Raw genomic sequence first — 22505 nt, 5'->3', positions numbered from 1 at the left:
CCCGTTGTGGCACGGCCACAACACCGCGCCCGCGATGTTGGCCGAGCGGCCCTACCGGAGTGGCTCCGGGGGCCGGTTATCGTGGCGATACCGGACAGTAACCCCTCAACCGCGCCAAAGCCATCGAAGTCCCCGCCGCACCTCTTCAGCGTCGAAAGGTGTTCCCCGTGCGCACTTCCCCGATCCGACGGCGGTCGTACCTCTCGCGCGTGGCGTACGCGCTCTCCGCCGCCGCCCTGCTGGCGACCGGCGCCGCGGTGCCCGCGACCGGCGCCCCCGCGGCCCTGCGGGAGGTGATGTTCGTCGGCAACAACTGGGAAGGGACGGCCGACGTCATCCAGTCGCGGGGCTCCTTCGCCCGCATCGGGCGCGTGAACATCATCCCGGACAAGGACGACCGGCTGCGGGAGATCTACCTCAACCCGATCAAGCTGGCGTTCTTCCTCGGCATCCGCAACGGGCCCGGCGAAGGCCACGACCAGTTCGTCGACGACATGTACACCACCCCGGACGGCGGTTCGGTGGTGGCGTCACGGCCCAGCTTCGCCGACGTCGTGTCGATCAGCCTCACCACCGGCCGGGTCAACTGGCGCTTCCCGGTCTCGGGCTTCCGCTCCGACCACATGGCGGTGTCGCCGGACGGGCGCCGCGTCGCGGTGTCCGCCTCGACGTCCAACACCGTGCACGTGCTGGACATCGTCACCGGGCAGCAGGTCGGCTCCTTCGCCACCGGCGACAAGCCGCACGAGAACGTCTTCACCGACGGCGGCCGGTCCCTCTGGAACATGTCGATCGGCGAGGTGAACACCGATCTCGACGACCCGGCCTGGGACTTCACCAAGGGGGACCGGCGCATCACCGTCGTCGACGCCGCCACCTTCGCCCAGGTCAAGGTGATCGACATGCGCCAGCGCCTCGACGCCTTCGGGCGGCGGGACCTGTCCGACGCCGTGCGGCCGGTGGCGTTCACCCCGGACGGGTCGAAGCTGTACTTCCAGGTCTCGTTCTTCAACGGCTTCCTGGAGTACGACGTCGCGACCGACAAGATCACGCGGCTCAAGGAACTGCCGAAGAACCCGGCGACCAGCGACGACCGCAAGACCTTCGTCAACGACTCCCGCCACCACGGCATGTCGATGAGCCCGGCGGGCGACAAGCTCTGCATCGCGGGCACCATGGACGACTACGCCACCGTCGTCGACCGCGCGACGCTGCAGCAGGGCACGCTGGTCCCGGCGGTCAAGCCGTACTGGGCCACGGTCAGCGGCGACGGCACCGCCTGCGTGATCTCGGAGGCCGGCGCCGACCAGGTCACCGCGATCGACTTCGCGACGGGCCGGAAGCGCGTCTCGGTCCCGGTCGGCGACCACCCGCAGCGGGTGCGCATCGGCCACGTGCCCGAAGGCTGGACCGGCCCGAACGCCTGACCGCGCGCGGCGTGGTTCGTCCGCCCGGACGGACCACGCCGCCCGGCTTCGTCGTCCCGCACCAACGCCCGGGCCCGGAATCCTCCTAACGTCACCGAGATCGGCGACGACGAGGAGGCAGCGGGTGCGGACACTCTTGCGGGGCGGCCGGGTCGTCGACCCGGGTAGCGGGTTCGACGGCGTCGCCGACGTGCTCGTCGACGGCGGCGCGATCGAAGCCGTGGGCGCGAACCTGAGCGCGCCGGACGCCACCGAGGTCGACGTGACCGGGCTCGTCGTCGGGCCCGGGTTCGTCGACCTGCACAGCCACGTGCACTCGGTCGCCGGGCAGCGGCTGCAGGCCATGGACGGCGTCACCACCGCGCTCGACCTCGAAGCCGGCCTGATGCCCGTCGAGCGGGCGTACGCCGAGGCCGCCGCGGCCGGGCGGCCGCTGCACTACGGGTTCTCCGCCTCCTGGGGCGCGGCCCGCGCGCAGGTGCTCGCCGGGATCGTGCCCGACGCGAGTATCGGCAGCGGCCTGGCCGTGCTCGGGAACCCGCGGTGGCAGCGGAGTTCCTCCGCGGTGGAACTCCGGGCCTGGCTGTCCCTTTTGGACGGTGAACTGGCGAAGGGCGCGCTGGGCATCGGTGTCCTGATGGGGTACGCGCCCGCCACCGAGCCCGGGGAGTTCCTCGCCGTCGCGCACCTCGCCGCGAAGGCCGGCGTGCCGACCTACACGCACGTCCGCGAGCTGGTCGAGGTCGACCCCGCGATCCCGGTCGACGGCTCGGTGGAAATCGCCGTCGCCGCCGGGGAAACCGGGGCCGCGATGCACCACTGCCACGTCAACAGCACCTCCGGCCACCACGTCGACCGCGTCCTCGCCACCCTGGACAACGCCCGCCGCGAGGGGTCCCGCGTCACCGTCGAGGCCTACCCCTACGGCGCCGGCAGCACCGCCGTCGGGGCCGCGTTCATCGAGCCGGACCGCCTGCGGATGAAGGGACTCCGCCCGTCGAGCGTGGTGATCCTGGAAACGGGGGAGCGCGTCCGCGACGAAGCCCGTCTCCGGCAGATCCGGGAAACCGACCCGGGTGCGCCCTGCCTGCTGGAGTTCCTCGACGAGACCGATCCCCGCGACCGCGGCCTGCTGCATCAGGCCCTCGCCTTCCCCGACGCGATCGTCGCCAGCGACGCGATGCCGGTGTACTGGCCGGACGGCCGTACCGAAAGCACCGGCTGGCCGCTGCCGCCGGGCGGGACGACGCACCCGCGCACCGCCGGGACCTTCGCCAAGACCCTGCGGCTGATGGTCCGCGAAACCGGCACCTGGAGCTGGCTCGAAGCGTTCCGCCGCTGCGCCTACCTGCCTTCGCGGCTCCTCGACGACGTCGCGCCCGCCGCCCGCGGCAAGGGCCACCTCGCGCCGGGCGCGGACGCCGACCTCGTCGTCCTCGACCCCGCCCGGGTCACCGACACCGCGACCTACACCGACCCGACCCGGCCCTCGCAGGGCGTGCAGCACCTCTACGTCGCCGGCGTTCCCGTGGTCAGCGAAGGAGAACTCGACGTGACAGCGCTGCCCGGCAAGCCGCTGCGGGGTGAGCCGAAGTGATCGACGACATCGAGGCGCTCGTCCGCTGCGAATCCCCGTCGGAGGACCACGAAGCCGTCGCGCGCAGCGCCGAGGTCGTCGCCGCGATCGGGCGGCGGCTGCTCGGGACCGAGCCGGAACGGATCGTCACCGACGGCTGCACGCACCTGCGGTGGCGCTTCGGCGAGCCGAGGGTCCTGCTGCTCGGCCACCACGACACCGTGTGGCCACTGGGTTCCCTGCGCACCCACCCGTTCGAGGTCCGCGACGGCGTCCTGCGCGGGCCCGGCTGCTTCGACATGAAGGCCGGCGTCGTGATGGCCCTGCACGCCGCCGCCGCGCTGCCCGACCGGGACGGCCTCTCGATCCTCATCACCGGCGACGAAGAGATCGGCTCGCCGCGGTCCCGGCCGCTGATCGAGGACGAGGCCAGGAGCTGCGACGCGGTGTTCGTGCTCGAAGCGTCGGCCGACGGCGGGGCGCTGAAGACCCGCCGCAAAGGCGTTTCCCGGTACTGGATCGAGGTCGAAGGCCGTGCCGCGCACGCCGGGCTCGAACCGGAAAAGGGCGTCAACGCCGGGATCGAGGTGGCCCACCAGATCCTCGCGGTGGCCGCGCTCGCCGACCCGGCGCGGGGCACCACCGTCGTCCCGACCGCGCTCACCGCCGGGACGACCACGAACACCGTGCCCGCCGCGGCGAGCGTCGCGGTCGACGCCCGCGTGTGGGACACCGGGGAGCAGGACCGCGTCGACCGGGCCGTGCGGAGCCTGACGCCGGTCGTCGACGGCACGCGGATCCGCATCGGCGGCGGCATCAACCGGGCCCCGCTCGACGGACCCGCGTCGGAGCAGCTCTTCGCGCTGGCCACCGAACTCGCCGCCGACCTCGGTCTCGGGCCGCTCACCGAAGCGGCCGTCGGCGGGGCGTCCGACGGCAATTTCACGGCGGGACTGGGCATTCCGACGCTCGACGGCCTCGGTGCCGTCGGCGGGGGAGCCCACGCCGACGACGAGCACGTCCTCGTCGCGGAACTGCCCCGCCGCACCGAACTGGTCCGCAAGCTCGCCGAAACCGTGCTGGCGCGGGGAAGTTCGTCCGCGCCGACGAACGCGCGGGGCGAATCCGGTGCGGCACAACGGTGACCGGCGGGCCGGGTCCGGAGAGGATCGTCAGCGTGACTGAAGTCGTGACGAACACAGCCCCGCCGCTGCGGGACGAGGCGGCCGCCGCCGCGGCCACCGCCGCCACGGCCTCGGGGGTCGCCGTGCGGACCCTGGCCGAGGTCGCCGACCTGGCCGCCGTGACCCGGCTCTTCGAGTCGATCTGGCGCCCCGAACCGGGAAACCAGCCGGTGACGGCCGAACTGCTGCGCGCCATGGTCTCGGCGGGCAACTACGTCGGGGGCGCCTTCGACGGGCCCGAGCTGCTCGGCGCCTGCTTCGGGTTCTTCGGCGGCCCGGCGAAGGGAGGACTGCACAGCCACATCGCCGGCGTCGCCACGAGCGGGCACGGCCGCGGCATCGGCTTCGCGCTCAAGCTGCACCAGCGCGCGTGGGCGCTGCGCCAGGGCGTCGACGAGATCTCCTGGACGTTCGACCCGCTGGTGCGCCGCAACGCCCACTTCAACCTGACCAAGCTCGCCGCCCGCCCGGCGCACTACCTGCCCGACTTCTACGGCCCGATGCGCGACGGCATCAACGGCGCCGGCGACACCGACCGGCTGATGGCCGTCTGGGACCTGGCGAGCCCGCCGGTGCGGGCGGCCGCGGGCGGTGTCCCGGCCGGCGCGGACGCCACCGCGCTGCGCAAGCAGGGGGCCGCGGTCGCGCTCGCCGCCGGTGCCGGCGGCGAGCCGGTCACCGGCCCGGCCGACGGGCCCGTCGTGCTCGTCGCCGTCCCGGCGGACATCGAGGCGCTCCGGCGCACCGACCCGGGCCTGGGCCGCGCGTGGCGGGTCGCGCTGCGGGACGTCCTGGGCGGCTTGATGACCGGCGGGGCGTCGGTCACCGGATTCGATCGTGCCGGCTGGTACGTGGTCGCGAAGGAGCACACGTCGTGAAACTGACCGGGGTGGAACTGCTGCGCGTCCGGATGCCGCTGGTGGCACCGTTCCGGACGTCGTTCGGCACGCAGGCCGAACGCGAACTCCTGCTCCTGCGAGCGGTGACGTCCGAAGGCGAGGGCTGGGGCGAGTGCGGCGCGATGGTCGACCCGCTCTACTCCTCGGAGTACGTCGACGGCGTCGAGCACGTGCTGCGCACCTTCCTCGTGCCCGCGCTGCTGGCCGCCGGCGACCTGACCGCGAACAAGGTCGCGCCGCTGCTGGCGAAGTTCAAGGGCCACCGGATGGCCAAGGGCGCACTGGAGATGGCGGTCCTCGACGCCGAACTGCGCGCCCACGGCGTCTCCTTCGGCACCGCGCTCGGGTCCACGAAGGACTCCGTGCCGTGCGGGGTGTCCGTCGGCATCATGGACACGATCCCGAAGCTGCTCGACGTCGTCGCCGGGTACCTCGACGACGGGTACGTCCGGATCAAGCTGAAGATCGAACCCGGCTGGGACGTCGAGCCGGTCCGCGCGGTCCGCGAACGCTTCGGGGACATCCTGCTGCAGGTCGACGCGAACACCGCGTACACGCTCTCGGACGTGCCGCAGCTGCAGCGGCTGGACCCGTTCGAGCTGCTGCTGATCGAACAGCCCCTGGAAGAGGAAGACGTGCTCGGCCACGCCGAACTGGCCAAGCACATCCGGACACCGATCTGCCTGGACGAGTCCGTCGTCTCGGCGCGCTCGGCCGCCGACGCGATCGAGCTCGGCGCCTGCCGGATCGTCAACATCAAGCCGAGCCGGGTCGGGGGCTACCTCGAAGCGCGGCGGGTGCACGACGTCTGCGCCGCGCACGGCATCCCCGTCTGGTGCGGCGGCATGATCGAGACCGGGCTCGGCCGGGCGGCCAACGTCGCGCTGGCGTCGCTGCCCGGGTTCACCCTGCCGGGCGACACCTCGGCGTCGGACCGCTTCTACCGCACCGACATCACCGAGCCGTTCGTCCTCGAAGCGGGCCGGCTGCCCGTGCCGTCCGGTCCCGGCCTCGGCGTGACGCCGATCCCGGAGCGGCTGGCCGAGGTGACGACCGCGAAGGCGTGGCTCGCGGCCTGACCGCGGGCCGCGCGACCGGACAGTCCACAACGGACGGAGGGTTCCATGGAGTCAGCCGAACAGGTGCTCGGCCGCTGGGCGGCCGAGGCCGGGGTGCGAGCCCGCTCGCTCGCGACCGGGGCCGCCGTCACCGCGTCCCGGGTCAAGGTCCTGGTCGTGGTGCGGTACGCGGCGGTGCGGGCCGAGGTGGGCCACCGGCTGCGGGCGGTTCGTCGCCCGCGATGAAAGTTTCCCCGGGTCTCGTCGGTTTCGACGAACCGGCCGCCCCGGGACCCGTCCTAGCATCCCCGAATCGCCGGTTCCCCACCGTCGCCACGAGAGGCAACCATGTCGAAGCTCACCGAACTCTCCGCCTGGCTGGACAGCCGGCTCCCCGCCCTGCTGGCCGAACACGGAGTGCCCGGCGCGTCCGTCGCCGTGTACGCCGGTGGCGAGATCATCGACCACGCGGCCGGGGTGCTCAACAAGGGCACCGGCGTCGAGGCCGACGTCGATTCGCTGTTCCAGATCGGGTCCATCACCAAGATCTGGACGACCACCCTGGCCCTGCAGCTGGTCGACGAAGGCCGTCTCGACCTCGACCAGCCGGTCCGGACGTACCTGCCCGAGTTCAAGATCGCCGACGAAGACGCAGCCGCGCGGATCACCGTCCGGCAGCTCATGTGCCACACCTCCGGCTTCGAAGGCGACATCTTCACCGACACCGGCCGCGGCGACGACTGCGTCGAGAAGTACCTGGCCACCCTGCACGACGTCCCGCAGCTGTTCCCGCCCGGCGAGATGTTCTCCTACAACAACGCCGCGTTCTGCGTCCTCGGCCGGGTCGTGGAAGTGCTGCGGGGCAAGTCCTACAACGACTGCCTGGCCGAGCACCTGTTCGTCCCCTTGGGACTGACGCACGCCGCCGCGAGCCCCTACGAGGCCATCCGGTTCCGGGCCGCGCTCGGGCACCTGACGCCGGAGCCCGGCGCCGACCCGGAACCCGCCGGCGTCTGGGCGCTGGCGCCGTCCAACGCCCCGGCCGGCGCGATGCTCGCCATGCGCCCGCGGGACCTGGTGACGTTCGCCGCGATGCACCTGCGTGACGGCGAAGGCGCCGACGGCACCCAGGTGCTCAGCGCGGAAAGCGCCCGCGCGATGCGGGAACGCACCGTAGAACTGCCCGACCTCGGCCTGATGGGCGACGCGTGGGGCCTCGGCTGGTCGCTGTTCGACTGGGACGGCGGCGCGGTCGTCGGCCACGACGGCGGCACGATCGGCCAGTCGTCCTTCCTGCGCCTGGCCCCGGAGCACGGCGTCGCGGTGGCGCTGCTGACCAACGGCGGCAACCCGATCGCCCTCTACACCGAGATCGTCGGCCACCTGCTCAAGGAACTGACCGGCATCGAGCTCGCGGTACCGCCGGTGCCGAACCCGGAGGCGCCGCGCATCGACGCCGCGCGGTACGTCGGCGAGTACTCGTCCTCGGTCGCGGACATCGTGGTCAGCCAGGACGACGACGGCCGCATCTGGGTCGAGCGCGTTCCGAAGGGGATCTTCGCGGAGCTGGCCAAGCCGGAGAAGACCGAGCTGGTCGCGATGAACGGCGACACGCTGATCCTGGCCGAGCCGATGCAGGGCATGTACCTGCCGCACGCGTTCGTCGGCGACGACGGCACCGGGCGCGCGCTGTACCTGCACACCGGCCGCGCCGATCGGCGGGTGCGCGCGTGAGCCCGGTCGAAGCGAAGATCGCGGACGTCTTCACCGCGGCCGGCGCCCGCGGGTTCGTGCACGCGCGGGAGCTCGGCGGCGAGGCCGAGGTGGCCGTCGGCGCGGACGACCCGGTGGTGCTCGCGTCGGTGTTCAAGATCCCGGTCGCCGTCGCCTACGCGCGGGAGGTCGTGGCCGGGCGGCTGGACGAAACCGAGCGGACCCGCGTCGGGAAGCGGTACCGCATCGGCGGGATCGGCACCGCCGGCTGCGCCGACGACGTCGAGCTGAGCTGGCGCGACCTCGCGCTGTTCATGCTGACCATGAGCGACAACGCGGCCACCGACGTCATCTTCCACCGCGTCGGCCAGGCCGCCGTCGACCGCGTCCTCGCCGGCCTCGGCCTGGAGCGCACCCGCCTGATCGGCTGCTGCGAAGACCTCTTCGCCTCGGTGCTCGCGGACCTGGGCGCGTCCGACGACTCCGACCTCGAAGCGGTGTTCGCCGGCGCGAGCCCCGAACAGATCTGGAAGCTCGCGGCGCTCGACCCCGAGCGGACGTCGTCGTCGACGCCCCGGGAGACCACGACGCTGCTCGAAGCGATCTGGACCGGCCGGGCCGCCGAACCGGCCGCGTGCGAGCGGGTGCGCACGATCATGGCGCAGCAGATCTGGCCGCACCGGATCTCCTCCGGGTTCGGCTCGGACGTCGCGGTCGCGGCCAAGACCGGCACCCTGCCCGCCGTCCGCAACGAAGCCGGCGTCGTGTCCTTCCCGGACGGCCGCCGGTTCGCCGTCGCGGTCTTCACCCGCGCGGACTCCCTGGCCGAGCGGCAGCCCGCCGTCGACGCCGCCATCGGCAAGGCCGCCCGCCTCGCCGTGGACCACCTCCGGAAGGACACACCATGACCAGGACTCGGACGGCGGGGGTCGTGCTCGGGGTGCTCGCGCTCACCGCGACCGCCTGCGGGGGATCGGGCAGCGCCGGCAGCGGGGACGGGACGCCGGTCGACGGCAAGACCTTCAGCCTCGGCGTCGGCTCCGACCCCGGCAGCCTCGACCCGCACATGACCGTGCTGTCGGTGGCCCTCCAGGTCAACCGGTTCCTCTACGACACGCTCCTGAACCTCGACGACGCCGGCAAGCCGGTCGCCGGGCTGGCCGCGAAGTGGGAAGCGTCGACGACGACCGCGTCCTTCACCCTCCGCCAGGGCCTCACGTGCGCGGACGGCACCCCGCTGACCGCCGCCGACGTCGCGGCCAACATCAACTTCATCGGCGACCCGGCGAACAAGTCGCCCATCGCCGGCCTCTACATCGCGCCGGGGACCAAGGCGGCCGCGGACGAGGCGGCCCGCACGATCTCCGTCACCAGCGGCAAGCCGGACGCCTTCCTGGCCCGCAACGTCGGCGGGGTGCCGATCGCCTGCGCCAAGGGCCTCGCGGACCGGAAGCTGCTCGCCAAGGGCGAGGCCGGCACCGGGATGTTCACCGTCGCCGAGTCCGTGCCCAACGACCACTACACGTTCACCCGCCGCAAGGACTACGCGTGGGGCCCCGGCGACTGGAAGGCGGAGCCGGGCCTGCCGGACAAGGTCGTCGTGCGGGTCATCCCGAACACCACGACCGCCACCAACCTGCTGCTCTCCGGCGAGCTGAACGCGGCCCAGATCAACGGGCCGGACCGGCAGCGGCTGGAGGGGCGCAAGCTCTTCCACGCCGACTTCACGGCCCCGATGGGCGAGGTGTTCTACAACCAGGCGGCCGGGCGGCCCGGGCAGGACGAAGCCGTCCGCCGGGCGCTGACCCAGGCGCTCGACCTGCCCCAGCTCGGCAAGGTGCTGACCAGCGGCGCCGGCCGGCCGTCGCAGGGCATGATCACGAACGAGCCGGAGGTGTGCCCGGGCGACACCGTCACCGGCAACCTGCCGGCCCACGACCCGGCCGCGGCGGCGTCCGCGCTGGACGCCGCGGGCTGGAAGAAGGGCGCGGACGGCGTGCGCGCGAAGGACGGCAAGAAGCTTTCGCTCACCGTCCTCTACGGCACCCAGCTCGGCCCGACGATGGCACCGACCGCGGAGCTGGTCCAGCAGACGTGGAAGTCGCTCGGCGCCGACGTGACGCTCAAGGCGGTCGACAGCCCCGGGCTCAGCCAGGTGCTGTTCGGCACCGGAGAGTGGGAGGTCTCCCTCGGCCCGGTCGGGTTCTCGCTGCCGAGCCAGCTGGTGCCGTTCGTCTCCGGCCCGGCCGCGCCCGACGGGACGAACTTCGCCCACATCGCCAACCCCGGGTACGACCAGGGTGCGCAGCAGGCGGCCGGCAAGCCCGGCGACGCGAGCTGCGCGGACTGGAACGCGGCGGAGACCGCGCTGATCAAGCGGGTCGACGCGGTGCCCTACTTCGACTCCGTGGTGCCGACCTACGGCAGCGGCGCGAAGTTCGCCTTCAGCCAGGGCAGCCTGACGCCGTCGTCGATCCGGATGCTGGCGAAGTGACCACGGCGGCGGCACCACCCCGGCTGCGCGGCGGCCCGTGGCCGGCGTTCGCCGCGCGGCGGCTGGCCCGCTTCGCCGTCTCGCTGTGGGCGCTGCTCACCGCGGCGTTCCTGATGATCCACCTGGTCCCCGGCGACCCGGTGCGCGCGTCGCTCGGGATGACCGCGCCCGCCGCGCTGGTGGCGGCGAAACGGGCCGAGCTCGGCCTGGACGACCCGCTGTGGGTGCAGTACGGGCACTACGTGCGCAACCTGCTGTCCGGGGACTTCGGGACGTCGATGGCGAGCGGGCAGCCGGTGGCGCAGGTGATCGGCGACCGGCTGCCGTCGACGCTGCAGCTGGCCGTGCTGGCCTTCGCGGTCGTGGTCGCCGTCGCGGTCCCGGCGGGCGTCGGCTTCGCGGTGCTCACGCGCGGCGGCCGCCGCCGGGGCGCGGAACTGGGCTTCACGTCGGTGAGCGTGCTCGTCGCCGCCATCCCCGAATTCCTGATCGGGGTCGGGCTGGTGGCGCTGCTCGCCGTCGGCCTCGGCTGGTTCCCCGTCGCGGGCGCCGACGACGTGAGCGGGTACGTGCTGCCGGTGGCGGCACTGGCGATCGGACCGGCGGCGGTGCTGGCGCGGATCATCCGGGTCGAGCTGCTTTCCGTGCTGGGCGCCGACTTCGTTCGCACCGCGCGGGCGAAGCGGCTGCCCGCGCGGCTGGTCTACGTCCGGCACGCGCTGCCGAACGCGCTGACCGCGACGCTCACCCTCGGCGGGCTGATGCTGACCTCGATGGTGGCGGGCACGGTCCTGGTGGAGAACGTGTTCGCCTGGCCCGGCCTCGGCTCGACGATCGTGCAGTCGATCGTGACGAAGGACTACCCGCTGGTGCAGGGGATCGTGCTGGTCTACGGCGTCGGCGTGCTGCTGGTCAACCTGCTGGTCGACGTCGTGCTCGGGGTGCTCGACCCCCGCTCGGCGATTCGGGAGGCCTGAGATGGTGCGACGACGTGGTTCGGTGTGGGTCGCGGCCGTGCGCACCCCGGTGGGCGCGTGTTCGGCGGTGCTGCTGGCGGTGGTGATCGTGCTGGCGCTGGTGGCCCCGCTCGTGTGGGGCGACGGCGCCGCGGCGATCGACACCGACGCGATCGGCCAGGGCCCCTCGGGTGCGCACCCGTTCGGCACCGACTCCCTCGGCCGGGACCTGCTGCTCCGCACCCTGGTGGCGACCCGGCTTTCGATCGGGCTCGCGGTCCTCGCGACCGCGATCGGCGTCGGCACCGGGGTCGTGCTCGGGACGCTGCCGTCGGTGCTGCCGCGGTGGGCGGGGCGGCTGCTCGTCGCGGCCGTCGACATCGCGGTGGCGTTCCCCGGCCTGCTGCTGGCGCTGTTCTTCGCGGTGATCTTCGGCGTCGGCACGCAGGGCGCGGTGCTGGCGATCGCGTTCGCGATGGCGCCGGCGTTCGCCCGGCTCGTGCAGACGCTCTCGGCGTCGGTGAGCGGGCGCGACTTCATCGACGCGGCCCGGCTCGCCGGCGTCGGCCGGATCCGGCTGCTGGCCCGGCACGTGCTGCCCAACATCGGGGAACCCCTCGTCGTCAACGCGACCATCGGGGCCGGTTCGTCGCTGCTCGCCTTCGCCGGGCTGTCGTTCCTCGGGATCGGCGTGCAGGCGCCGGACTACGACTGGGGCCGGCTGCTGCGCGAAGGCCTGGACGGCATCTACGTCAGCCCGGTGGCCGCACTCGCGCCCGCCGCGGCGGTGGTGCTCGCCGGGCTGGCGTTCAACCTGGTCGGGGAGACGGTCGCCGCGGTGGTCGGGGTCCGGACGCGCCCGGCCCGGCGCGCGGCGGGCCCGCTCCCGGCGGCCCGGCCCGCGCCCGCCGCCGAAGCCGGCGGCGACGCGGTGCTCGTCGTGGAAAACCTCCAGGTGGCGTTCCCCGGACCGGACGGCTGGACCGTCCCGGTGCGCGGGGTCAGCTTCACCGTCCGCGCGGGCGAAGCGATCGGCGTCGTCGGCGAGTCCGGTTCGGGCAAGAGCCTGACCGCGCTGGCCGTGTCCCGGCTGATCGAAGCACCCGGCGTGGTCACCGCCGACCGGCTCGAGTTCGCCGGGAAGCCCCTGGCGTCGGCCTCGGACCGCGAGCTCGGCACGTCGCTGGCCATGGTGTTCCAGGACCCCATGACGTCGTTCAACCCGGCCCGCCGGGTCGGCGGCCAGCTCGCCGAGGTGTCCGAGCAGCACCACGGCCTGTCGCGGCGCGAGGCGTTCGCCCGCGCGGTCGGAAAGCTGACCGCGGTGCGCGTCCCGGCCGCGGCCCGGCGGGCGCGGCAGTACCCGCACGAGTTCTCCGGCGGCATGCGGCAGCGCGCGATGATCGGCATGGGCCTGATGGGCGAGCCCCGGCTGATCATCGCCGACGAGCCGACGACCGCGCTCGACGTCACCGTGCAGCGGCAGGTGCTGCGCCTGCTCGCCCGCACGCGTGAAGCCGAGGGCGCGGCGATCCTGCTCATCAGCCACGACATCGCCGTCGTTTCCCAGACGTGCGAACGGATGCTGGTGATGTACGCCGGGCGCGTGGTCGAGGACCTGCCGGCCGGCGGCGAGGCCCGGCACCCGTACACGCGGGCGCTGCTGGCCACGACGGTGGACCTCGACACCGACCGCGACGAGCCGCTGGCCGTGATCCCCGGCCGCCCGCCGGCCCCGGACCAGGTGCCGGCCGGCTGCGCGTTCGCCGACCGGTGCCCGCTGGTCTCCCAGCGCTGCCGGACCGAGGACCCGGTGCTCGAACCGGCCGCGGCCGGGCACCGCGTCGCGTGCTGGCACCCGCCGGCCGGTGTCCTTTCCGGACAGTCCCATGAGGAGGGTGCGGCGTGAGCACTTTGGAGTTCGACGCGGTGAGTGTCCGCTACGGCAAGCTGACCGCGGTCGACGGCGTCACCCTGACCGTCCCTTCCGGACAGGTCGTCGGCCTGGTCGGCGAGTCCGGCTCGGGCAAGTCGACCCTCGCCAGGGCGGCGGCCGGGCTCGCCCCGGTCAGCGCGGGCCGGGTCCGGCTCGACGGCACCGACGTGCGGCGGCTGCCCCGGCGGCGCCCGCTGCAGATGGTGTTCCAGGACCCGTATTCGTCGCTGGACCCGCGGATGGCGATCGGCGAGTCGATCGCCGAGGCGATGCCCCGCGGCCCCGGGCGGAAGGCCGAAGTGGCCCGGCTGCTCGAACTGGTGCACCTGGACCCCGATCGGGCGGGGATGCTGCCCGGTCAGCTGTCCGGCGGGCAGCGGCAACGTGTCGCGCTCGCCCGGGCGCTGGCCGGGCAGCCGGAAGTCCTGATCGCCGACGAGATCACCTCCGCGCTCGACGTCTCGGTGCAGGGCGCGGTGCTCAACCTCGTCCGGGACGTGCAGCGGCGGCTTTCCCTGTCGATGCTGTTCATCTCCCACAACCTCGCCGTGGTGCGGTACGTCAGCGACGTCGTCGCCGTGATGTACCTCGGCCGGATCGTCGAAGCCGGGCCGGCCGAGCAGGTGCTCACCGACCCGCGGCACCCGTACACGAAGGAGCTGCTGGCCGCGGCGCCGTCCGCGCACCGGAACCTGCTCGACGGCGACGACGCCCTCGCCGACACCGAACCCGCCGACCCGCACCACCCGCCGCCCGGCTGCCGCTACCACCCGCGGTGCCCGGTCGGCCCGCTCGTGCACACCGACCGCACCGTCTGCGTCCGCACCGACCCGGCCGCGGGCACCGAGGACCGCCCGCACCGGGCGGCCTGCCACTTCGCCGCGTGAACCCGTTTCCCCCAAGGAGATCCCGCATGACCCGACGTCTGGGCACCGACGACCTGTACGCCCTCGAGTTCCCCGAGCAGCCGGCGATTTCGCCCGACGGCGGCCGGATCGCGTACGTGGTGCGCACCGCCGACCGCGACTCCGACGAAGACACCCGCTCGCTGTGGCAGGTCGCCACCGGCGGCGGCCCGGCCCGGCGGCTCACCCGCGGCAAGGCCGACGTCGCCCCGGCGTTCTCCCCGGACGGCACTCGGCTCGCGTTCCTGCGCGCCCAGGACGGCCCGGCGCAGCTGTGGCTGCTGCCCGCCGGCGGCGGCGAACCCGAGCAGGTCACCACGCTCCCGCTCGGCGCGGGCACGCCGGTGTGGCGCCCCGACGGCGCCGAGATCGCCTTCAGCGCCCCGATCGACCTCCACGCCGAAGAGGGTGAGGACCCGGGCGCCCAAGGCCGGCGCGCGCACGCCCCGGTGGTCGCCGACCGCATCGACTTCAAGGCCGACGGCGCCGGGCTCCTGCGCTCCTTGCGCAAGCACGTCCACGTCCTCGACGTCGCCACCGGCGAGGTCCGCCGGGTGACGTCGGGTGACTGGCACGCGGGCGACCCGGCCTGGTCGCCGGACGGCGCGAAGCTGGCCTTCCCCGCGGGCCGGGACGCCGACGGCGACCTGACCTTCCGGTCGGGCGCCTACGTCCTCGACGCCGGCGACCGCTCGGCCGAACCGGAGCTGGTGGGCTCGGGCGAGGGCATGTGCGGGACGGTCACCTGGACCGCCGACGGCGGCGCGCTGCTCGTCGTCGGCCGCCGCGACACCGCGACGGGCCACGCCGGGCTGCTGCGGGTTCCCCTCGACGGCGGCGAAACCGTCGACCTCGCCGCGTCGCTCGACCGCAACGTCATGCCGGGCGGCGCCGGCTACCCGGGCGCGCTGCCGCAGCTCGCCGGTTCCGAGGTCCTGTTCTGCGTCCGCGACCGCGGGTACACGCACCTCTACGCCGTCGACGTCACCGGCGGCGAACCGCGGCTGGTCCTGGGCGAAGCCGGGAACGCCGTGGCGGGTCTCAGCGTCGCCGGGGACACCGCGGCGGTCGTGCTGACCACGACGACGTCGTACGGCGAGATCGCGACCGTCGGCGTCGGCGGGGGAGCGGTGGCGGTTGGCACTTCGCACGGTGACGGCGAACTCGAGCTGTTCACCCACGAGGAGCGGGAGTTCACCATCTCCGACGGCACGGTCGTGCACGGCTGGCTGCTGCGCGACCCGGCCCGCACCGGCCCGCTGCCGCTGCTGCTGGACATCCACGGCGGCCCGCACAACGCGTGGAACGGCACCGCCGACGCCGTGCACGTCTACCACCAGCAGCTCGCCGCCCGTGGCTGGGCGGTGCTGCTGCTGAACCCGCGCGGCAGCGACGGCTACGGCGAAGCGTTCTTCACCGGCGCGGTCGGCGCGTGGGGCCTGGCCGACGCCAAGGACTTCCTCGAGCCGCTGGACGACCTGGTCGCCGAGGGGGTGGCGGACGGGCGGCGGCTCGCCGTGTCCGGCTACAGCTACGGCGGCTACATGACCTGCTACCTGACCAGCCGCGACGACCGGTTCGCCGCGGCGGTCGCGGGCGGCGTCGTCAGCGACCCGGTGAGCATGGCGGGCACTTCCGACGCCGGGCACTTCCTCGGCGTCGCCGAACTCGGCGCGCTCCCCTCGGAGAACCGGGCGCACTACGCGGCGCTTTCCCCGCTGGCGCAGGTGGAAAAGGTGCGCACGCCGACGCTGGTCGTGCACGGCGCGGACGACGACCGGTGCCCGGCCGGGCAGGCCGAGCAGTGGTTCACCGCGCTGCGCGAGCAGGGCGTGCCGGCCCGGCTGGTGCTCTACCCGGGCTCGTCCCACCTGTTCATCCTCGACGGCCGGCCGTCGCACCGCGTGGACTTCAACCGGCGGATCGTGGACTGGGTGGAGCAGCACGCGGGGGAGCCGGGCAAGCCGGCGCGCGTCCCGCTCGACACCGCCCACTGGCGGCGGCGCCTGGCCGAGCTCGCCCGCAAGCACCGCGTGCCCGGGGCGACGCTCGGCATCCTGCGCGGCGACGACGAGGTCGTCGCGGGCTTCGGGGTGCTCAACAAGACCACCGGCGTCGAGGTCACCGACGACTCGGTGTTCCAGATCGGCTCGATCAGCAAGGTGTGGACGGCCACCGTGGCCATGCAGCTGGTCGACGAGGGCCTGCTGAGCCTCGACGCCCCGATCGCCGACGTGCTGCCGGAGCTGCGGCTGGCCGACCCCGACGTCACGAAGAAGGTGACGCTGCGGCACCTGCTGACGCACACCAGCGGCATCGACGGCGACGTCTTCACCGACACCGGCCGCGGCGACGACTGCGTCGAGAAGTACGTCGAGGTGCTGGACCAGGCCGCGCAGACCCACCCGCTCGGGGCGACGCTGTCCTACTGCAACTCGGGGTTCATCCTCATCGGGCGCGTGATCGAGAAGCTCACCGGCAAGACGTGGGACGCGGCTCTGCGCGAGCGGCTGTTCACGCCGCTGGGCCTGACCCGCACGGGCACCCTGCCGGAGGAAGCACTGCTGTTCCGCGCGGCGACGGGCCACGTGGCCAGCGGCGACGGCGACCCGCAGCCGGCCCCGGTGTGGGGCCTCCCGCGCTCGGCGGGCCCGGCCGGCCTGATCACGGCATCGGCGTCGGACGTCCTGGCGTTCGCCCGCATGCACCTGGCGGGCGGCCTCGCCCCGGACGGCTCCCGGGTGCTGTCGGCGGAGTCGGCCGCGGCGATGACCGAAGCGCAGTTCGAGATGCCGGACAAGCACACCCTCGGCGACTCGTGGGGCCTCGGCTGGATCCGCTTCGGCTGGGACGGCCACCGCCTGATCGGCCACGACGGCAACACGATCGGCCAGTCGGCGTTCCTGCGGGTGCTGCCGGACCACGACCTGGCGGTCACGCTGCTGACGAACGGCGGAAGCGCCCACGACCTGTACGAGGAGCTGTACGCGGAGATCTTCGCGGAGCTGGCGGGCGTCTCGATGCCGCGCCCGCTAGAGCCGGCCGCCGAGCCGCCCGCGGTGGACGTCTCGGAGTTCCTGGGCGTGTACGAGCGCGAGTCGATGCGCATCGAGATCCTCACCGAGGAGGGCCGGCTCCGGATCCGCCAGACGGTGACGGGCTCGCTGGCCTCGCTGGTACCGGACCCGACGACGGAGGACGACCTGGTCCCGATCGGCCCGGGCCACTTCGCCCACAGCCCGGCGGGGATGAGGGGCTGGGTTTCGGTGACGTTCTACACGCTGCCGACGGGCGAGCGGTACCTGCACAGCGGCGTCCGGGCGACCCCGAAGGTGAAGGAATGAGCCAGGTCACGTCGGGGAACACCCCGGCGCGCGAGGCGTTGTAACGGGTGTCGGTACGGAGGGGTCCCCGGGCCTCACCCCTTGCCTTCACGGAACACCAGTCCGGCTGGAGCCGTGTCGTGCCTTTCGCCGCGAGGCGACCCCCGTACCGGCCTCGAACTCCCGCTTCCGCTCGCAGGTTCCCCCCAGCCTTCGCCGAGCGGGAGCGGGACTTTCTTTTGCCCGAAGTGGACTCGCCCCCGCCGGTTCGTGCCCGCCGCCGGATGTCATGAACGACCTTTTCACCACGTCCGGCGCGGTGAAAAGGTCGTTCATGACGTCAGTGTCCGCGCCGGCGTCCGGAGCCGGCCCACGAAACCTCAGTGGTGCGCGCCCGCCGCCGGAGTCGTACCCGGCGTCGAGCGGCGGATCAGCCAGGTCCCCGCGAAGGCGACCAGCCCGACGCACCCCGCCACCACGAACGCCGCGTGCAAACCCGATGCGTCCGGGCTGCCCGCCGTCTTGTCGTCGCTGCCCAGCGTCGCCACGCTGACGAACACCGCGGTGCCCAGCGCGCCCGCCACCTGCTGCAGCGTCGAAAGGATCGCGCTGCCGTGGGAATACAGGTTTTCGGGCAACACGCCGAGCGATTCGGTGAACAGCGGTGTCATCATCAGGCCGAGCCCGGCCATCAGCAGCACGTGGATGCCGATCACCGCGATCAGCGGCGAGGTCGGGCCCAGGATCGTGAACAGCCACAGCGACACCGCCATCGCCCCGGCGCCCGGGATGACCAGCGGGCGCGGGCCGACCTTGTCGTACAGGGCGCCGACCGGGCGGCCGAGCAGGCCCAGCACCAGGCCGCCGGGCAGGACCGCCAGGCCGCTGACGAACGTCGTCGTGTGCAGCACCGTCTGCAGGTAGAGCGGCAGCATGATCGCCGCCGCGCCGATCAGGCAGACGAACAGCAGCGCGGTCAGCACCAGCGAGACGACGAAGCTGCGGTGCGTGAACGGCCGCAGGTCGAGCAGCGCCCGGTCGCGGCGTTGCAGCCGCAGCTGGCGCCAGGTGAACACGACCAGCGAGACGACGCCGACGACGATCGGCACCCAGGCCGGCACCAGCGGCTCGACCCCGGCCTGTTCGCCACCGGCGGACAGGCCGTACAGCACGCCGCCGAAGCCGATCGCCGACAGCAGCACCGACGGCACGTCCAGCGGCACGCGGCGGCGTTCGCTGTCCAGCTTCAGCTGCAGCGCCCCCGCCACCAGTGCGGCGATCGACAGCGGCAGCACGATCCAGAACATCCAGCGCCAGCCCAGCGACGACAGCACCGCGCCGCCGATGGTCGGGCCGATCGCGGGCGCGACCGCGATGACGATCGTGATGGTGCCCATCGTCGCGCCGCGGCGCTCCGGCGGCACGAGCCGCATCACCGACGTCATCAGCAGCGGCAGCATCACCGCCGTGCCGCACGCCTGCACCACGCGCCCGGCCATCAGCATCGCGAAGCCGGACGCGAGCGCGCACAGCAGCGTGCCGAGGCTGAACGCGGAAAGCGAGAAGAGGAAGACCTGCCGCGGCGAAAAGCGCTCCAGCAGGAACCCGGTCGTGGGGATGACGACGGCCATCGTCAGCAGGAACCCGCTGGTCAGCCACTGCACCGTCGTCGTCGGGACACGGAGGTCGACGGTCAGGTCGCGCAGCGCGACGCTCAGGATCGTCTCGTTGAGGATCATCACGAACGCGGACAGCACGAGGACCCCGATGAGGAGCCCCGCCCGCGCCGGAGCGCGGTTCAGGTCGGCGGGCGGACGGGAATCGGTGTCGGTCATCGGGGTGGGAGCTCTCCTGGGTCGGCCGGGCCGGCGGAACGTCTTGCCTTCGAGGCCGGCGACGGTCGGGTGCGAAGGCGGGCTGTCCAGTGCAGTCTGCCCGTTTCGGCACCCCCGTGTCACGGCGATTTGCGCAGTGCAGCGGGTCACACCGCACGATGGAGGAGGCCCCCGCGAAGGCACTCGAGGGCATCCGATATGCTTCCGTCAGTACCAAGTTCCGCCAGCGCGCGATTAGCTCAGCGGGAGAGCGCTTCCCTGACACGGAAGAGGTCACTGGTTCAATCCCAGTATCGCGCACCACGAGTCCGTCCCCCGGAACTCGTGGAAGTTGGTACCACCGGGCGATTAGCTCAGGGGGAGAGCGCTTCGTTCACACCGAAGAGGTCACTGGTTCGATCCCAGTATCGCCCACTCGAAAGCGGGAGCCCCTGTTCGCGGAATGCGCGAACGGGGGCTTTCTCGTTCTGTGTCCTGTGGGGGCCGAGCCCCCACGCCCCCGCCGGGGGCGGGCCCCCGGACCCCCGTGTGGTCGAGTTGGCGAGGTCGACGGCGAGGTTGGTGCGCTGTCCATTTCGGACGGTCACAACAGCTTGCGCTGCAGCACGTCCGCGAGCACCGTCTCGGCCATCTTCGCCAGTTCGTGCTCGTCGGACAGCACTCCGCGGCGGCCCGCGAACAGCAGGTGACTGCCGCCGATCAACGACAACGACAGCGAATCCACGTCGGCGTTCGCCGCGACGCGGCCCAGTTCGCGCTCGCCGGTCAGGTAGTCCGCGAGCATCGTGCGCGCCTCCGCCAGGATCGGCAGGCCGTCACCCGGACGGCGTAACCGCGCCCGCAGCTCGTCACGGAAGAAGACCAGGCTGACGAGCGCCACCGAAACCGGGTCGAACAGTTCCGTCAGCGCGGCCGCGACGTTTTCCGCGACCGTCCGCGTCCCCGCGGCGGCGCGCAGCAGCACCGCCTGGTCCCGGAGCCGGGCGATGCGTTCGCGCACCAGCTCCGCCAGGAAGTCGTCGAAATCGGCGAAGTAGCGGTGCAGCACCCCTTTGGCGACATCGGCCTCGGCCGTCACCGCGCGGCTGGTCAGCGCGTTCGCGCCGGCGCGCAGCAGCACCCGTTCGGCGGCGGCGAACAGCTGCTGTCGAACGTCGCGCAGGTGGACCCCGGTCGGCATGACCCCATTCTCCGGTACGCCGCCGGCGAACGCTCGTGGCGCGAGTGGGCGGTCGCCCATTAGAGTGGGCGCATGCCCACTCAACCCCATCGCGAACGCCGGATGGCCGAGTCCTTCGGGACCGACGCCGAACGCTACGACCGCGCCCGCCCGCCCTACCCCGAAGAACTCGTGACGGCGGTCCGTGCCGCCGGTCCGGGGCCGGACCTCCTCGACGTCGGCTGCGGCACCGGCATCGAGGCCCGGCAGTTCGCCGCCGCCGGGTGCCGGGTGCTCGGCGTCGACCCCGACGCCCGGATGGCCGCCTTCGCGCGAAGCAAGGGGACCGACGTCGAAGTCGCGACATTCGAGGACTGGGACCCGGCCGGCCGCACCTTCGACGCCGTCGTCGCGGGACAGGCCTGGCACTGGGTCGACCCGGTTACCGGCCCGGCCAAGGCGGCGCGCGTGCTGCGTCCCGGCGGGCTGCTCGCCGTGTTCGCCCACGTCTTCCAGCCGCCCGCCGCGGTCGCGGACGCGCTCGCCGAGGCGTACCGGCGGGTGCTGCCGGACGCGCCGTTCGCGGGGGAGTCGCGCAGCGCCGCGCAGCTGTACGAAGTCATGTTCGCCGGGTTCGCCGACGGCATCCGCGCCTTGGGTGCGTTCGATGCTCCGGAGCTTCGGCGGTTCACCTGGGAAAAGCGCTACACGCGCGAGGAATGGCTCGATTTCCTCCCGACGACCGGTGGCCTGACGCGGCTGGAGCCGGCCGCGCTCGCGGAGGTGCTGGGCATCGTCGGCGCAGCCATCGACCGCCCCTTCGTGCTGCCGTACACGACGCTGGCGGTGTTCGCGGCGAAGCCGTGACAAAAAAAGTTGTCGGTGAGAACTTGGTGGAGAGCACGACGACCCGCCACCGACCCACGGAGTCCCCATGTCCTTCCAGGCCTACCTCGACAACGCCGAGAAGCAGACCGGCATCAGCCCGCGCGCCTTCCTCGGCCTGGCGGCGGCCAAGAACCTCACGAAGCACGCCGAAGTCATCGCCTGGCTGAAGGCGGACCACGGCCTGGGCCACGGCCACGCGACGGCGATCGCCCGGCTCGTCACCAAGGGGCCGGAGTTCGTGGCCGCGCACCACACCGACGGCGTGCTCCACCTCGACGGCTTGGCCGCCCGGGCGTGATCCCCGGGCGGCCGCCGCCGTTCACCCGATCGGGCCGAGGTAGGTGCCGCCGGAGACGTCGACTGTGCGGCCGGTGACCCAGCGGCCGTCCGGCCCGGTCAGGAACCCGACCACGCCGGCGACGTCTTCGGGCTCGCCGATCCGGCCGAGCGCGGTCATCGCGGTGAGATCGGCCGCCGCCTCCGGGATCGCCAGCAGCGGCTCGGTCAGGTCGGTCCGGATCGGCCCGGGCGCGACCGTGTTGACCGTGATCCCGCGGTGGCCGAGCTCGTTCGCCAGCGTCGGGGCGAGCGCCTCGACGGCGGCTTTCGTGACGGTGTAGGCGATCTGGCTCCGCACCGCGATCCGCGACGCCATCGAGCCGACGGTGACGACCCGCCCGCCGTCGTTGAGCAGCGGCAGCAGCCGCCGGATCAGCAGCATCGGCGTCTTGACGTTGACCGCGAGGAGCCGGTCCAGCTCCGCCTCGGTCAGCTCCCCGAGCGTGCTGTGCGAGCCGATGCCGGCGTTGTTCACCAGGATGTCCAGCCCGCCGAACGCCTCGGCGACCGCGTCCGCCAGCCGGTCCACGGCGCCGTCCTCGCCGAACCGGGCGAACACGGGGAAGGCGCGGCCGCCGGCCTCCTCGATCAGCGCGACGGTCTCCTCGGCCGCGACCTCGTTGCCGCCGTGGTGCACGGCGACGACGGCCCCGTCCGCGGCCAGCCGCCGGGCGATCGCGCGGCCGATCCCGCGCGAAGCCCCGGTCACCAAAGCGTTCTTCGTCATGTCCGGCTCCTCCGGTCGGTCCGGGCCGTGGGTGACCCGGTGCTGACCGGCAGGTTCGCGCCCGCCGCTGACCGGACGCGCACCGC

General features: G+C 73.2%; 18 protein-coding genes and 2 tRNA genes. 17 read left to right on the top strand and 3 right to left on the bottom strand.

Annotation, left to right across the window (positions count from 1 at the left end; all coding sequences use genetic code 11):
- Nucleotides 1-167: 167 nt before the first annotated feature.
- From ACLJQM_RS25195 to ACLJQM_RS25135, 13 genes are all read left to right on the top strand, one after another.
- A complete protein-coding gene (locus ACLJQM_RS25195; protein WP_410632986.1) occupies nucleotides 168-1427 on the top strand; it encodes a YncE family protein in 1260 nt (419 codons plus the stop codon).
- A 124-nt stretch (nucleotides 1428-1551) separates the two neighbouring features.
- Complete coding sequence (locus ACLJQM_RS25190) at nucleotides 1552-3024, top strand: amidohydrolase family protein (RefSeq protein ID WP_410632985.1); 1473 nt, start codon at nucleotides 1552-1554, stop codon at nucleotides 3022-3024.
- Nucleotides 3021-4148, top strand: coding sequence for a M20 family metallopeptidase (locus ACLJQM_RS25185; protein ID WP_410632984.1), 1128 nt, complete (start codon nucleotides 3021-3023; stop codon nucleotides 4146-4148). Before ACLJQM_RS25190 ends, ACLJQM_RS25185 begins: the two co-directional genes overlap by 4 nt.
- Before the next feature lie 32 nt (nucleotides 4149-4180).
- Complete coding sequence (locus tag ACLJQM_RS25180; RefSeq protein ID WP_410632983.1) at nucleotides 4181-5065, top strand: GNAT family N-acetyltransferase; 885 nt, start codon at nucleotides 4181-4183, stop codon at nucleotides 5063-5065.
- Nucleotides 5062-6165 (top strand): o-succinylbenzoate synthase, encoded by a 1104-nt coding sequence (menC, locus tag ACLJQM_RS25175; RefSeq protein WP_410632982.1) that lies wholly within the window; start codon nucleotides 5062-5064, stop codon nucleotides 6163-6165. The genes ACLJQM_RS25180 and menC overlap by 4 nt, the downstream gene beginning before the upstream one ends.
- Nucleotides 6166-6210: 45 nt before the next feature.
- On the top strand, nucleotides 6211-6390 hold the full coding sequence (locus tag ACLJQM_RS25170) for a hypothetical protein (RefSeq protein ID WP_247024014.1): 180 nt from the start codon (nucleotides 6211-6213) through the stop codon (nucleotides 6388-6390).
- Nucleotides 6391-6492: 102 nt separating this feature from the next.
- Nucleotides 6493-7878, top strand: a complete 1386-nt coding sequence (locus ACLJQM_RS25165; RefSeq protein ID WP_410632981.1) for a serine hydrolase domain-containing protein — start codon at nucleotides 6493-6495, stop codon at nucleotides 7876-7878.
- On the top strand, nucleotides 7875-8765 hold the full coding sequence (locus ACLJQM_RS25160) for a serine hydrolase (RefSeq protein WP_410632980.1): 891 nt from the start codon (nucleotides 7875-7877) through the stop codon (nucleotides 8763-8765). Before ACLJQM_RS25165 ends, ACLJQM_RS25160 begins: the two co-directional genes overlap by 4 nt.
- Nucleotides 8762-10351 carry an ABC transporter substrate-binding protein gene (locus ACLJQM_RS25155; RefSeq protein ID WP_410632979.1) on the top strand — a complete coding sequence of 530 codons (1590 nt, stop codon included), beginning with the start codon at nucleotides 8762-8764 and terminating at the stop codon, nucleotides 10349-10351. Before ACLJQM_RS25160 ends, ACLJQM_RS25155 begins: the two co-directional genes overlap by 4 nt.
- Nucleotides 10348-11328 (top strand): ABC transporter permease, encoded by a 981-nt coding sequence (locus ACLJQM_RS25150; protein ID WP_410632978.1) that lies wholly within the window; start codon nucleotides 10348-10350, stop codon nucleotides 11326-11328. The genes ACLJQM_RS25155 and ACLJQM_RS25150 overlap by 4 nt, the downstream gene beginning before the upstream one ends.
- Nucleotide 11329: 1 nt before the next feature.
- Nucleotides 11330-13216, top strand: a complete 1887-nt coding sequence (locus tag ACLJQM_RS25145) for a dipeptide/oligopeptide/nickel ABC transporter permease/ATP-binding protein (protein ID WP_410632977.1) — start codon at nucleotides 11330-11332, stop codon at nucleotides 13214-13216.
- The gene (locus ACLJQM_RS25140) at nucleotides 13213-14130 is read left to right on the top strand and encodes an ABC transporter ATP-binding protein (RefSeq protein WP_360782845.1); all 918 of its coding nucleotides are present in this window, start codon (nucleotides 13213-13215) and stop codon (nucleotides 14128-14130) included. The genes ACLJQM_RS25145 and ACLJQM_RS25140 overlap by 4 nt, the downstream gene beginning before the upstream one ends.
- A 26-nt stretch (nucleotides 14131-14156) precedes the next feature.
- Nucleotides 14157-17492: a serine hydrolase gene (locus ACLJQM_RS25135; RefSeq protein WP_410632976.1), complete on the top strand. Its 3336-nt coding sequence runs from the start codon at nucleotides 14157-14159 to the stop codon at nucleotides 17490-17492.
- Nucleotides 17493-17851: 359 nt separating this feature from the next.
- On the opposite strand, the gene ACLJQM_RS25130 is transcribed toward ACLJQM_RS25135, so the two are convergent.
- A complete protein-coding gene (locus tag ACLJQM_RS25130) occupies nucleotides 17852-19306 on the bottom strand; it encodes a DHA2 family efflux MFS transporter permease subunit (protein ID WP_410632975.1) in 1455 nt (484 codons plus the stop codon).
- A gap of 228 nt (nucleotides 19307-19534) precedes the next feature.
- On the opposite strand from ACLJQM_RS25130, the gene ACLJQM_RS25125 reads away from it, so the two are divergent.
- Nucleotides 19535-19609: transfer RNA gene (locus tag ACLJQM_RS25125), tRNA-Val, on the top strand.
- A gap of 39 nt (nucleotides 19610-19648) precedes the next feature.
- Nucleotides 19649-19720: transfer RNA gene (locus ACLJQM_RS25120), tRNA-Val, on the top strand.
- A 169-nt stretch (nucleotides 19721-19889) separates the two neighbouring features.
- On the opposite strand, the gene ACLJQM_RS25115 is transcribed toward ACLJQM_RS25120, so the two are convergent.
- Nucleotides 19890-20486 (bottom strand): TetR/AcrR family transcriptional regulator, encoded by a 597-nt coding sequence (locus ACLJQM_RS25115; protein ID WP_410632974.1) that lies wholly within the window; start codon nucleotides 20484-20486, stop codon nucleotides 19890-19892.
- A gap of 102 nt (nucleotides 20487-20588) precedes the next feature.
- Here ACLJQM_RS25115 and ACLJQM_RS25110 point away from each other — a divergent pair, with 102 nt between their 5' ends.
- Both ACLJQM_RS25110 and ACLJQM_RS25105 read left to right on the top strand, forming a co-directional pair.
- Nucleotides 20589-21332: a class I SAM-dependent methyltransferase gene (locus ACLJQM_RS25110; protein ID WP_410633253.1), complete on the top strand. Its 744-nt coding sequence runs from the start codon at nucleotides 20589-20591 to the stop codon at nucleotides 21330-21332.
- A 67-nt stretch (nucleotides 21333-21399) separates the two neighbouring features.
- Nucleotides 21400-21651 (top strand): DUF4287 domain-containing protein, encoded by a 252-nt coding sequence (locus tag ACLJQM_RS25105; RefSeq protein WP_410632973.1) that lies wholly within the window; start codon nucleotides 21400-21402, stop codon nucleotides 21649-21651.
- A 21-nt stretch (nucleotides 21652-21672) separates the two neighbouring features.
- Here the strand turns inward: ACLJQM_RS25105 and ACLJQM_RS25100 are convergent, their stop codons facing one another.
- Nucleotides 21673-22419, bottom strand: a complete 747-nt coding sequence (locus tag ACLJQM_RS25100; RefSeq protein WP_410632972.1) for an SDR family oxidoreductase — start codon at nucleotides 22417-22419, stop codon at nucleotides 21673-21675.
- Nucleotides 22420-22505: the final 86 nt, after the last annotated feature.

This window comes from Amycolatopsis sp. cmx-4-83 (genome assembly GCF_046548815.1).
In the GTDB taxonomy this organism is placed as follows: Bacteria; Actinomycetota; Actinomycetes; order Mycobacteriales; family Pseudonocardiaceae; genus Amycolatopsis; species Amycolatopsis pretoriensis_A.
This window is presented reverse-complemented; position numbering and strand designations above follow the sequence as displayed.

Bases quoted from the DNA above. Each gene is read 5' to 3' on its own strand.
- ACLJQM_RS25105 (WP_410632973.1), top strand. From the start codon at position 21,400: ATGTCCTTCCAGGCCTACCTCGACAACGCCGAGAAGCAGACCGGCATC.
- ACLJQM_RS25130 (WP_410632975.1), bottom strand. From the start codon at position 19,306: ATGACCGACACCGATTCCCGTCCGCCCGCCGACCTGAACCGCGCTCCG.
- ACLJQM_RS25155 (WP_410632979.1), top strand. From the start codon at position 8,762: ATGACCAGGACTCGGACGGCGGGGGTCGTGCTCGGGGTGCTCGCGCTC.
- ACLJQM_RS25170 (WP_247024014.1), top strand. From the start codon at position 6,211: ATGGAGTCAGCCGAACAGGTGCTCGGCCGCTGGGCGGCCGAGGCCGGG.
- ACLJQM_RS25165 (WP_410632981.1), top strand. From the start codon at position 6,493: ATGTCGAAGCTCACCGAACTCTCCGCCTGGCTGGACAGCCGGCTCCCC.
- ACLJQM_RS25135 (WP_410632976.1), top strand. From the start codon at position 14,157: ATGACCCGACGTCTGGGCACCGACGACCTGTACGCCCTCGAGTTCCCC.
- ACLJQM_RS25100 (WP_410632972.1), bottom strand. From the start codon at position 22,419: ATGACGAAGAACGCTTTGGTGACCGGGGCTTCGCGCGGGATCGGCCGC.
- ACLJQM_RS25110 (WP_410633253.1), top strand. From the start codon at position 20,589: ATGGCCGAGTCCTTCGGGACCGACGCCGAACGCTACGACCGCGCCCGC.
- ACLJQM_RS25115 (WP_410632974.1), bottom strand. From the start codon at position 20,486: ATGCCGACCGGGGTCCACCTGCGCGACGTTCGACAGCAGCTGTTCGCC.
- ACLJQM_RS25145 (WP_410632977.1), top strand. From the start codon at position 11,330: ATGGTGCGACGACGTGGTTCGGTGTGGGTCGCGGCCGTGCGCACCCCG.